The 12,452-nt window shown below is 45.7% G+C and carries 11 protein-coding genes; 10 read left to right on the top strand and 1 reads right to left on the bottom strand.

Features of this window, described 5'->3' with window-relative positions; all coding sequences use genetic code 11:
• The 5 genes from AC50X8_RS24780 (at position 1) to AC50X8_RS24760 (ending at position 3,994) form a co-directional block, all read left to right on the top strand.
• Positions 1 to 927 (top strand): carbohydrate ABC transporter permease, encoded by a 927-nt coding sequence (locus AC50X8_RS24780; protein WP_056033355.1) that lies wholly within the window; start codon positions 1 to 3, stop codon positions 925 to 927.
• A gap of 179 nt (positions 928 to 1,106) precedes the next feature.
• A complete protein-coding gene (locus AC50X8_RS24775) occupies positions 1,107 to 1,451 on the top strand; it encodes an ArsR/SmtB family transcription factor (RefSeq protein WP_235533115.1) in 345 nt (114 codons plus the stop codon).
• The gene (locus AC50X8_RS24770) at positions 1,448 to 2,848 is read left to right on the top strand and encodes an arsenic transporter (protein ID WP_494882115.1); all 1,401 of its coding nucleotides are present in this window, start codon (positions 1,448 to 1,450) and stop codon (positions 2,846 to 2,848) included. The genes AC50X8_RS24775 and AC50X8_RS24770 overlap by 4 nt, the downstream gene beginning before the upstream one ends.
• 16 nt (positions 2,849 to 2,864) lie before the next feature.
• A complete protein-coding gene (gene arsC / locus AC50X8_RS24765; RefSeq protein ID WP_056033360.1) occupies positions 2,865 to 3,290 on the top strand; it encodes an arsenate reductase (thioredoxin) in 426 nt (141 codons plus the stop codon).
• Between the two features lie 38 nt (positions 3,291 to 3,328).
• A complete protein-coding gene (locus AC50X8_RS24760) occupies positions 3,329 to 3,994 on the top strand; it encodes an oxidoreductase (RefSeq protein ID WP_056033363.1) in 666 nt (221 codons plus the stop codon).
• A 12-nt stretch (positions 3,995 to 4,006) separates the two neighbouring features.
• Here the strand turns inward: AC50X8_RS24760 and AC50X8_RS24755 are convergent, their stop codons facing one another.
• Positions 4,007 to 5,026, bottom strand: coding sequence for an HD-GYP domain-containing protein (locus AC50X8_RS24755; RefSeq protein WP_056033366.1), 1,020 nt, complete (start codon positions 5,024 to 5,026; stop codon positions 4,007 to 4,009).
• Positions 5,027 to 5,396: 370 nt separating this feature from the next.
• On the opposite strand from AC50X8_RS24755, the gene AC50X8_RS24750 reads away from it, so the two are divergent.
• From AC50X8_RS24750 to AC50X8_RS24730, 5 genes are all read left to right on the top strand, one after another.
• Positions 5,397 to 6,950 (top strand): response regulator, encoded by a 1,554-nt coding sequence (locus AC50X8_RS24750; RefSeq protein ID WP_494882112.1) that lies wholly within the window; start codon positions 5,397 to 5,399, stop codon positions 6,948 to 6,950.
• Positions 6,951 to 6,961: 11 nt separating this feature from the next.
• Positions 6,962 to 8,692: a sensor histidine kinase gene (locus AC50X8_RS24745; RefSeq protein ID WP_494882110.1), complete on the top strand. Its 1,731-nt coding sequence runs from the start codon at positions 6,962 to 6,964 to the stop codon at positions 8,690 to 8,692.
• A gap of 125 nt (positions 8,693 to 8,817) precedes the next feature.
• Entirely contained in the window at positions 8,818 to 10,524 is a 1,707-nt protein-coding gene (locus AC50X8_RS24740) for an ABC transporter substrate-binding protein (RefSeq protein WP_494882108.1), read from the top strand.
• On the top strand, positions 10,518 to 11,474 hold the full coding sequence (locus AC50X8_RS24735; protein WP_494882106.1) for an ABC transporter permease: 957 nt from the start codon (positions 10,518 to 10,520) through the stop codon (positions 11,472 to 11,474). Before AC50X8_RS24740 ends, AC50X8_RS24735 begins: the two co-directional genes overlap by 7 nt.
• A 15-nt stretch (positions 11,475 to 11,489) precedes the next feature.
• A complete protein-coding gene (locus AC50X8_RS24730) occupies positions 11,490 to 12,410 on the top strand; it encodes a carbohydrate ABC transporter permease (RefSeq protein ID WP_494882104.1) in 921 nt (306 codons plus the stop codon).
• The last annotated feature ends 42 nt before the right edge of the window (positions 12,411 to 12,452 follow it).

Genomic DNA, 12,452 nt, shown 5'->3' with positions numbered 1-12,452 from the left:
ATGAGTCAAGCCAAATCAACTCGTAAAGCATACTTTTCTTCCCCAGATAAAATATTCGATGTGTGCAATATCATTTTTATGCTATTGCTGATCGTTGTAACGCTGTATCCTTTTTTGAATATGTTTGCTCTTTCATTTAATGATGCCAATGATTCCATACGTGGGAATATCTATATTTGGCCTCGTGATTGGACGCTGCGAAATTATGAATACATCTTCAATGAGTCCTCTATTTTTCATGCGACCTTTATTTCTGTAGCGCGCACGATAGTGGGGACGGTAGTCTCTGTGTTTTGTACAGCGATGCTAGCCTATACAATCAGTCGCCCTGAATATGTTTTCAAAAAGTTTGTGACGATCATTTTTATTTTTACGATGTATTTTAGCGGAGGTTTAATTCCGAACTACTTGCTGACGAAAGAGCTGGACTTGCTGAACACCTTTTGGGTATATATTATTCCCGGAATTATCGGTGTGTTTAACATGATTGTCATTCGTTCCTTTATAGAAGGCTTGCCCGAAGGAATTATGGAGTCGGCAAGAATGGATGGCGCTGGGGACTTTACGACGTTTATGCGAATTGTTCTGCCACTTACAGTACCAGCCCTCGCGACGGTTTCGCTATTTGTAGCGGTTTATCAATGGAACTCCTGGTTTGATGTTTTTCTATATAATTCTTCCAGTATTAATCTAAGCACACTACAATATGAACTGATGAAGGTACTCTCAACGTCAAGCACCACTACCAGCACGGGCGGATCAGCAGCTGATGCCTTTGCCAATGCGCAGGGCAATGTAACGATGGTGACACCGACTTCCATTCGAGCAACGATGACGATTGTTGCCAGTCTGCCGATTATTATCGTTTACCCATTTCTGCAAAAGTATTTTGTACAAGGGATGACAGTTGGCGGTGTGAAGGGATAACGGAAGATTTTTGACTGCAAGCAAAGTGAAATCAGGCATTCACGCCTGATTTCACTTTGCTGTTCTTTTTTTTCCGACTTTACAAAAGCTTAACATATTCGCCATTGATTATATAAGTGTTTGATTATATGATTACGCCATGAGGATTAGTTAATTAGACATATAGGGAGGTGCCGCATATGGAACAAAATATGGAACAAAAAATTCATCAGATGGCGGAAGCCTATAAATTGTTAGCGGATAAAACACGGTTAACCATCATTGCTTTGTTGAAAGAACGGGAGCTTTGTGTCTGTGACATAACCGAAATGATTGGGATGTCACAGCCGAACGCCAGCCAGCACCTTCGAAAGCTGAAAGCAGCAGGGCTGCTGAGTGAAAAGAAAAAGGGGCAGTGGGTCTATTATTCTTTAAACCCGGAAGCGGAAGCCTACGTACAATGTGTTTATGAATATTTACCTACCATGAAAGCACAAATAGCAGGCTTGAAAAATAACAGCTGCGGCATTCAGGGGGAGACATGACTGTCATTGCCTTTGTCATTTTTCTGCTCACCCTTGTATTTGTCATTTGGCAACCGAAGGGGTTAAGCATTGGCTGGTCGGCAACGGCCGGAGCGGTGCTTGCACTTCTCATGGGAGTGGTGAGCTTCGCTGATGTTGGCGCGGTTGCAGGGCTTGTATGGAATGCTACCCTTGCCTTTGTAGCAATCATTTTAATTTCGCTGATTTTAGACGAAATTGGTCTTTTCGAATGGGCAGCGCTGCATATGGCCCGCCTCGCAAAAGGGAATGGCAAGCTTATGTTTGTGTATGTCATTTTGCTTGGAGCTGCTGTAGCTGCATTTTTTGCAAACGACGGTGCCGCATTAATTATTACCCCGATCGTGCTTTCCATGGTGAGGGCTTTGAAATTTGAACATAAAATGATTTTGCCTTTTATTATGGCGAGCGGGTTTATTGCAGACACTGCTTCTTTGCCTCTAGTTGTGAGTAATTTAGTTAATATCGTATCTGCCGATTATTTTGGAATCGGGTTTGCAGAGTATGCCAGCCGTATGATCGTTCCGGGCTTCTTCTCCATTATTGCAAGCTTAATCATGCTCTACCTGTTGTTTAGAAACAGCATACCGAAAAATTACGAGCTAGCTCAATTAAAGAAGCCAGTTGATGCCATCAAGGATAAGAGACTATTCAAGCTTTCCTGGATCATTTTAGCTGTATTACTGTTGGCGTATTTCGGCAGCGAATTCTTCTCCATTCCGGTTTCGATTGTAGCGGGTATAGCTGCTGGCGGATTTCTTATTGCAGCCCGCAACAGTCCAATCATTCATACGAAAAAGCTGATAAAGGAAGCTCCATGGACGGTCGTCATTTTCTCCTTGGGCATGTATGTTGTCGTATATGGCTTGCGAAATGCGGGACTGACGGATGCCCTTGGAAGTGTGATTCAAACGGTTGCGGACAAGGGATTGTTTATGGCCACGGTGGGAATGGGCTTCATTGCCGCGATATTGTCTTCCTTTATGAATAATATGCCGACGGTCATGATTGACGCGTTAGCTATAAATGGAACCCAAACGGAAGGGATGCTCCGTGAAGCATTGATTTACGCTAATGTGATTGGCTCTGATTTAGGTCCGAAGATTACACCGATTGGTTCACTCGCCACTCTTCTATGGCTTCATGTGCTTTCGCGCAAAGAAGTGAAAATTAGCTGGGGGTACTATTTTAAGATCGGTATTTTATTAACGGTACCAACCCTATTTATTACGCTTGCGGGGTTGTCTGCATGGCTATATTTCATCTACACAGTAAACCTTAACGTCTGGATTTCCACTGTTTTGGTAGCTGCCGTCATCGTGTTGCTTACAGCGGTCTTGATGAAATGGCTGGGTAAAAAAGCAAGCCATCCATATTGAAAAAGGGGATTAGAAAATGGGGAAAAAACCACTTATTTATTTTTTGTGCACAGGGAACTCTTGCAGAAGCCAAATGGCCGATGGTTTTTTGAAATTAGTGGGCGGGGATAAATATGAAGTGAAAAGCGCGGGGCTTGAAGCACATGGCTTAAATCCGCGTGCCGTTCAAGTGATGAAAGAAGCGGGTGTCGATATTAGCAGCCATACGTCCGATGTCATTGACCCTGAAATTCTAAATCATGCTGATTATGTCATTACTCTTTGTGGGCACGCAGACGAGCATTGTCCTGTCGTTTCCAATCCGAACGTGACCAAATGGCACTGGGGCTTTGATGATCCGGCAAAAGCAGCAGGAACAGAGGAAGAGATCATCGCTCAGTTCCGTATCGTTCGCGATTCAATTAAACAACGCATTGAACATTTCGTTCAAGAAGGCAAGTAATCAGTTTGATTGATCTTGAAAAAAAGGGGGGCAGTCAAATGAACAGAACAGCTGTAGTGGCGGGAGCCACAGGCTTAATTGGCAAAGAGCTGGTTCAATTGTTGCTTAACGATGTGGCATATAGGGCCGTAACGATTCTTGTTCGGCGGCCAACGGGCATGGTGCATCCAAAGCTCGTAGAGCAAATCATCGATTTTGACCAATTGCAGCAAGCTGATGTACAGATGGGCGGTGCAGATGTGTTTTGCACACTCGGTACCACAATCAAGAAGGCTGGGAGTCAGGATGCTTTTCGAAAAGTAGACTATCAATACCCGCTATCGCTTGGACAATTGGCGAGCAGGCAAGGAGCAAGACAGCTATTGCTTGTATCTGCAATCGGGGCAAATCCATCATCGCGAGCCTTCTATAATCGTGTGAAGGGGGAAGTGGAAGAAGCGCTGAGCAGTCTCAAGCTTCCGGTTTTGCATATACTCCGTCCTTCGCTGCTGCTTGGAGAGCGGAAGGAATTCCGGTTCGGGGAACGAATCGCCGCATCGTTGTCGGTCTTGCTTTCTCCATTGTTTTCGGGACCGCTCAGAAAATATGCTCCTGTGCAGGCCAGTACTGTTGCCAAAGCCATGATTTTTGCAGCGAAAAGCAATCAGGCAGGCATTCATATTCATGAGAATGAGCATATCGTAAAGCTAAAGCAGGAAAAATAAAACAGCTGCGGTCTAGGACGTTATTTTCAGGTCCGAGACTGCAGCTGTTTCTTTATTTAAGGGTTGCTCTATGGTTGGCTTAGCAGAATGCTTGGATAATAGTTTCGGACCTTCCCGCTTCCAGATGTTCATAAAGGCTTTGACTACATCGGGATCAAATTGGGTTCCAGCATTTTTCCGAATTTCCTCTATCGCAAACTCAACATCGAGCTCGCCTCTGTACACCCTCTTAGAGGTCATGGCATCGAACGTATCAGCAACAGCCATAATTCTAGCTGCAATCGGAATTTCGCTCTGTCCAATGCGGCTCGGATAGCCGCGGCCGTCAAATCTTTCATGATGATGAAGAATCATATCCAAAATGCCGGAGCGTTTAAGATGGGAAATATGACTTAGCATTTCATAACCCGTATTAGGATGCTCCTTAATAATTTCAAATTCTCCGTCCGTTAATCGGGATGGTTTGAGGAGAATATGCTCGGGTACACCGATCTTCCCAATATCGTGAAGAATTCCGCCAATATAAATGCGTTCGCATGCCAGCTTGGACATCTTCATTTCTTCAGCGATTTTCTTCGAATAATAGGCCACGTTATCGGAGTGATCGGCCGTATAATGATCCCTTGAATCCAAGGCTTTAGCTAGTGTAAAGGTGAGCTGAAGCATATTTTGCTTCTGTCTATTGTAATACAAAATCATAAACGAAATAGAAGAGGAGGTTAAGAAATACGTAACGACTAAAGTGAAGACTCTCAAGAGGAATTCATCTTGAATGAGAAATGCCGGCTGCCGCTCCAAATAAACTCTAAAGAAAACGATAAGAACGACGAGCACGCTACGAATCCAGGTTTCCTTCCAAAAAGAAAGGCCTACCAGTAAGCTGAGCATTAAATAAGCAAACTGAAACAATATGTAATTTTCGAAACAAAAGTCGGCCGCAATGACAGCAAGAAATGCGATTCCGAATAAGAAGCGGCTTGTATATTTACTAAGAATAAAGGTTTCCGCTTGATGAGCGATGTAATTTTTCATAGGACTGAGGACCTCTGCAATCATTCGATTCATTTCTAAATTATGTATTTAAATAAATTGAATTATATCACATTCTAAAGCGCGACCTCCATATAAATTACTAGCGTTGCTTAAAAGAGCCTCTTAGAAGTTGTTCTTCTAATTGGATAAAATATGTAAATGTGTTAACATGAGTATGGTATTGGGCAAGGAGCCCGCATTCACTTCGTCAACCATTTGTTCCATTGCTATATACTGTGCCTCACTAAAACTCCCAAATCCGCGCATATCCGCAAAGATTATTTAGGGGGTTTTTTATCATTTTGATTTATTTGATAGCGCTTACAAATGAGAGGGCTTCTATTTTTAATGAAGGAAGGGATAATGGACAATGCTCAAAGTACTGCTGACAGACGATGAGGTGTTTGTTCGGAAAGGGCTGATGGAACTCATCCCATGGGAAGAAATGAAGTTCATTGTAGTAGGGGAGGCGAACAATGGCAAGGAAGCGCTGGAAATGATTGAGGACTTGGAGCCGGATTTAGTCATTACGGACATACGCATGCCGCTCGTGGATGGGCTTGACCTGATCCGAAGTGTGAAGGAGAATACCCAGCTTGACCCGGTCTTCATCATTATTAGCGGCTATAACGACTTTAAATATGCGCAGCAGGCTCTTCGCTATGGGGTACATGACTATATTATGAAGCCTATTGATGAAGAGGAAATAACAGCAGCTTTACGGAAGCTGACCTACAGCATCGGAGAGCGAAAAAAGGCTTTGCTGGCCGGAGACAAACAGGCAGGCAACCCCATTCTAGAAGCGCTGATGCAGGGAGCTTTGAATAGAAAGGAGGCGGAGCAATATTCTTCGATGCTGGGCATGCCAGAAGGTGCAAGCATGATGTATGTCTTGGTCGACGTTTATGCCGCTCCGCAGGAGCAGCTGGCCGATATGAGGACATTTCAGGAAGCACTGCACTCTCTTGAGGAGCAAAGAGGAGATATTCCCGTCATCGAGCTGCAGCCGGGCAAGTTTGGGCTGCTGTTAAACGTGGACTGGATGCATAACAGAGCTGGCGGAATCGGGCCGTTTCTGGAAAGGCTTCGCACAGCCCTTTCCCGTCGCCTGAGCGTCGACATCGGCATTTATGCGGGCAATTCCGTCGATCATGTAGCAGAGCTTCGCCGTTCCTTTCTGGAGGCTAGCGAAGCGGCCCGGCACAAGTATGCCGAACGCGGCGTAATTTGGTACGCAAAAATTAATAATAGGCCTTTGTATGTTTTTGATATTAGTCCAGACATTTCAAACAAGCTGATCTTGCAGCTGGAAGAAGGCAGCAGGGAAGCATACCGCCAAACGGCGGAGGGCATGTTTCGATTGTTCCGTGAGCAGCGTTTCACTCCGCAAGCCGTAACAGGGTCCCTCTCCCGATGCATCACCGGAATTATAGCCGTAATTAAGGAAATGGACGGCAGCGAGGAGGAAGTTCGGCGGCTAAAGGAACTGGCTGAACGGGAACACGGCAATTGGAGCTTACAGCTGTTGGAGGAGCATTTCATGCTGGCGCTTGCGGAAGCGGAGGAGTACATTGCGTTGCTGCGTCAGGAGTGGTCCAGGAGCAGCATCAAGCAGATTAAAAACTATATTGACGCCCATTATAGCGAAAATATCAGTCTTAAATGCATCGCAGCAAGGTTTTATATGAATGCCTTGTATCTAGGCCGGCTTTTTCGTAAAAACTATGGCGTTTATTTTAATGAATATGTATTGGAGCTTCGGGTAAAGGAAGCTAAAAAGCTGCTTCGGCAGACTGACCTGCGCATGTACGAAATTGCCGCCAGAGTCGGCTTTCAGAATGCGGATTATTTTGTCACCCAGTTCGAGAAGCTGGAAAAACGATCTCCGACAGAATATCGCAATATGCTGAATATTAAAGAATAGGGGTTGCCCCAATGATGAAATTCAATTTGAACTACATGAAACTGCGCGACAAGCTGCTGCTTATGTACATACTGTCGGTATTTATCCCTATCGTTGTCACTAATGTGGTGTTCTATAACGTGACCACAGTCAATATTCGCAGCCAAAAAACCCGGGATGCGGACATGGCGTTAAACAATCTCAAAAACGATTTGCGCGTAACGATTGACCAAGGCGTTGGTTTGTCCTATTCCCTATATGCTGATCCCATCTTTAACAAAACAGTTGCCAGACGTTTTTCCAGTCAGATGGATTACATTAATACTTATCAGTCTTATCTGAGTGGGGCGTTTTCTGATCAAAACGTACAAGGTGTCCGCTGGTATCAGGTGTATACAGATAACCCCACTGTTTTGTCTTCGGGCTATATTGATCGCTTGACCGAAACGCTTCGGCAGTCCGACTGGTATATCCAGTCTAAGTCCTCTTCCGCTCTTTATCCGGCTTTTGTTTATTCGGACAACAAACTCAGCCTCATTCAACAGTTAAACAATTACCACACCGGCGGTATTGAGCAGCTGGTGAAAATCGATTTGAACATGGACTTGCTCGCCCAAAAATTTGGGAGCAGCGCCTTTGGCGGCAAGGTTTATTTGGTCGACCCTGAGGGACGGGTGTGCTTTGGCAATGAACGGGGAGGACAATGGCAGCAGGCAAACGTCCGGTTTGAGGACATTGCGCTTCCAAGAAATTCCCGTTTGTTCGAAGTCTCCTACGATGGAATTAGTTATTTGGAGGGGTGGACGCTGCAAGGCGTAATAAATGAGGAGGTCTTTCTTAGAGAGGTCCGCCATTCGCGTTCCATTGTCATTTGGCTCGCATGCATTAATTTTGTGCTGCCCTCTATCATTATTGCTGTAATGTCGAGGTCTCTGCATGTACGGCTGGTGCAGATTTTAAAGCATATGAAGAAGGTGAAAACGCAAACCTTTCAGACGATTCCCTACGAAGATGCCAGAGACGAAATCGGCCAGCTAACGATGGAATTCAATCGAATGATGGAAACTATTAATAATTTAATTAATGAGGTTTATATTGCGGATATCCAAAAGAAGGATCTGGAGCTGAAGCAGCAGCAGGCGCAGCTTCATGCCTTGCACAGCCAGATCAATCCCCATTTTCTATTTAACGCCCTGGAATCTGTCCGCATGAGGAGCGTCATCAAGGGGGAGCGGGAAACAGCAAAAATCATCCATCATATGGCTCAAATGTTCCGCCAGTCCATCTCTTGGAGCCGAAAATACGTGACGGTGCGTGAGGAATTGGAGCTGATAGGCAGCTTTCTGGAAATTCAGCAATACCGCTTTGGCGGCAAGCTGGACTACAGCATAGTAGCAGATCCGTCAGCGCTTAACCGTCGAATTCCAAAGATGGTCATTTTGCCTTTTGTGGAGAATGCCAGTATCCATGGAATTGAATCGAGTCCCGACAAAGGCATCATTGCGATCTCTGTCACCGAGCGGGAGGACAAGCTTCATATCAGATTAGACGACAATGGTATCGGCATGTCCCAGGCCAAGCTCGATGAGCTGTTTCAGTATTTGGAGGAAAATGACGATATAGGCGAGCGAGTTGGCATGAAAAACGCCTATTACCGTCTAAAGCTGTGTTACCAGAATCGTTTTGACTTCGCCATTCGTGCGGGTGAAGGGACGGGAACGCGAATAGAAATCACTCTGCCGCTTGAAGCTGGGCAGCCCTAACAGATTGAAAAGGATCGGTATGATTTTCAAAGAAGAAGGTATGCTTTGTCGGGTAATCAAGAAAGCGTTTTCTTGATATATTGAAAGGGCTTACAAATTTGTCAATGGAAGGGGAATTAGTTGAAATGTCCAAAAGCAAGGCAGTAATCGCTGGATTGGTTATTTTATTGGCGGCGACTTTTGGAGGATGCAGCAAGGCAGATAACGATATGCCTAACAGCGCCTCTAATAGCAAGTCCACATCCGATCCTTCCGCAGCAAGCGGAGAGGACCATACGGCGGCGACCTTTACGTATTATCATTTTTCGACAGGCAAGAAGGATACTCTGGCGAGTGAAACGGTCATCGGAAAAGAATTGCAGAAGCAAACCGGTGTCGACTGGAAGCTGGAATACGTCGTAGGCGACAGCACAACCAAAGCTGGAGTCATGATTGCCAGCGGAGATTATCCAGATGTGATTAGCTCTAGTGGCGAAATGGCGAAGCTGATGGACGCTGGAGCCTACATCCCGCTCGATGATTTGATTGAGGAGTATGGGCCCAACATCAAACGCGTATACGGACCTTACCTCGATAAGATGCGGCAGGAGGACGGGAAAGTTTACACCTTGCCGTATACGGCCAATCAGGGCGAGTATATCGGCAGTCCCAATATTGGCGGGGGAGCCTTCTGGATCCAGCGTTCGGTGCTGAAGGAGTTCAACTATCCGAAGATCACCACATTGGATGAATATTTTGATCTAATCAAGCAATACAGGGAGAAACATCCGACAATCGATGGCGCGGATACGATCGGATTCGTTTCCCTTGCCGGCGTCGCGAATAACTTCTTTACGCTGCAAAATCCTGCGATGCATCTTGCGGGATATCCTAACGACGGCAGTGTCATGGTCGATATGGAAACCCATGAGGCCAAGGTTGTGGCAGGAACCGACTATCAGAAAAGATGGATTCAGAAGCTGAACGAAGTGAACGCTGAAAAATTGTTTGATCCAGAATCTTTTACAATGAATAAGGATCAATACTTGGCCAAGCTGACCTCAGGACGTGTACTTGGCTACTTTAACTATGGATGGCAGGTGGGGGATGCTTCCAAAAACCTGTTGGCGGCTGGCATTGACGAGAAGCGTTATGCTCCGCTTCCGATTGTATTCGACAAAGGCATAAAAGATCAGTACATGGATCCGCCAGGATTTGTTGCCAACTACGCGGTCGGCATTTCCATCAAAGCCAAAGATCCCATTCGCATCATTAAATACTTCGATCATTTGCTGAAGGAAGAAAATCAAATTCTCGTTCAATGGGGGATCAAGGATCAAACCTATAGTGTAGATGACAATGGCCGTTTTTATTACGCGAGCGATGAGCAGCGCAAATACCATGATGATCTTGAGCTCAGTCGTACTTTTGGTTTTACCTACTTCGGAACAGACTGGCCGCGTTACGGCGGGGAGTCCACCCTATCAGACGGCAATGCCTTTAGCCCCGGCAATCAGCCAGAGGTAGCCTATGCCTCGTATACCGAAGGCGATAAAACGATTCTAAACGCTTATGGCGTCGAGACGTTCAGCGAGATGTTTTCCAAACCCGAAGCACGCCCATGGTTCCCGGCATGGTCCATCGCGCTGGAGCAAGGTTCTCCTGAACAAATTTTCACAATGAAGTCCGATGACCTGCAAAGAAGATATTTGCCTGCTCTGGTTATGGAGGTACCGTCCAATTTCGACAAGCTGTGGGAGGAGTATATCAGCGAGCTGAACAAGCTGGGCAAGAACACCTATGAGAATACGATTACCAAGATTGTAAAAGATCGCGTTGCAGGCAAATGGTGAGTAGAGCTAAGCGAGGTGTCGATAGACCAGATAAAAATAAAATAAAGCTGTTTTATCATCGCCTTATTCAGCAGAAAACGCTAGCGTTTATGTGTATTCCGTTCGTCCTCTGGGCTTTTATTTTTAAATATTTACCGCTTTGGGGCTGGACTATGGCCTTTCAAAACTTCAAGCCGGCAAAATCCTTCGGGGAACAGGAATGGGTAGGATGGCATCATTTCAACCTCTTATTCGCGGACAGTACCTTCTATCGTGTGCTGCGAAATACTCTGGTGATGAGCTCTATCAAATTAGTACTGGGCTTCATTACGGCGATTACATTGGCTCTTCTGCTGAATGAGCTGAAAAATATTTTTTTTAAACGGTTCGTTCAGACCGTCAGCTATTTGCCGCATTTTATTTCTTGGGTAGTGGCGTCAAGCATTGTTCTGACGGTTTTATCTCCGGATGGCATCATTAATTTGCTGCTGAAGAAGCTCCATCTCATGGATAGCCCGGTGCTGTGGATGGGCAAGGGGGAATATTTCTGGGGAATTCTCGGGGCGACTGAGGTTTGGAAAGAGGTGGGGTGGAGCACGATTATTTATTTGGCCGCCATTAGTGCGATCGATCCTTCCCAATATGAAGCAGCTGAAATGGATGGAGCGGGTAGGCTTCAGCGCATAGTCAGCATAACGCTTCCCGGAATGAAGCCCGTAATCATCATTCTGCTAATCATGAACATGGGAAATATTCTTGAAGCTGGATTTGAGCCGCAATATTTGCTGGGCAACGGAATGAACATGGATTATTCGGAGAATCTCGACATATTCGTGCTGAAGTATGGTATGGGGACAGGCAACTTCTCCTTAGGAACGGCGGCCGGTATATTCAAAACGGTAGTCAGCTTCATCTTCCTTTTCTCCGCTAACTTTATTGCCAAGAAAATGGGGGAAAGCAGATTATTTTAAAAGGGGAGCTACGCCATGCAAAAAGGAAAAACGTCCCGTTTGCGCACTTCCAGCTTTGGGGACCGAGTGTTTGATAGCTGCAACATCCTATTTATGATAGGGCTGATGATTGTCACGATTTACCCGTTCGTCAATATGATTGCCGTTTCCTTTAATGATGCTAACGACGCCATTAGGGGCGGGATTTATTTATGGCCACGGGAATGGACGATGGATAATTACAAGTATATTTTCGGAGTATCCGACGTTTATCACGCTACGCTCATATCGGCGCTGCGTACGATTATTGGCACTGTGGTGGCCGTATTTTGCACAGCGATGCTCTCCTATACCGTCAGCCGACAGGGATTCGTGCTGCGCAAGTTTGTTACGATGTTTTTCGTGTTTACGATGTATTTCAGCGGAGGTTTGATTCCCGGTTATTTGCTTATTCGGGATTTGGGCCTGATTAACTCCTTTTGGGTTTATATTGTTCCGGGCGTGATTGGGGTGTTCAACATGATCGTCATCCGTTCTTTCATTGAAGGTCTGCCGGAAGGTATTCTTGAATCGGCACGGATCGACGGTGCAGGAGAATTCACTACTTTCGTCCGCGTCGTATTGCCGCTGACCGTTCCAGTCATGGCTACCGTATCGCTGTTTGTAGCGGTAGGGCAATGGAACTCCTGGTTTGATGTGTTTCTGTACAATTCCTCCAATATCCAATTAAGCACGCTGCAGTACGAACTGATGAAAATTTTGCAAACATCCACGACGGCGGCCACGGCCACGGCTGGGGATATCTATCAAGCGGCGGGCGACAGCGGAACGATGGTGACGCCGACTTCGATCCGGGCTACTATGACGATCATTGCCAGCATTCCCATTCTGATGGTCTATCCGTTCCTGCAGAAATATTTTGTTCAAGGGATGACCCTCGGCGGTGTTAAGGGCTGAATGATACGGATAATGACTGCTTAAGGCAAAATGCAGCTTCAT

It is taken from the genome of Paenibacillus sp. JT22N15 (assembly GCF_059383755.1).
Note: the sequence above shows the minus strand (reverse complement) of the source record. Positions and strands in the feature narration are given on the sequence as shown.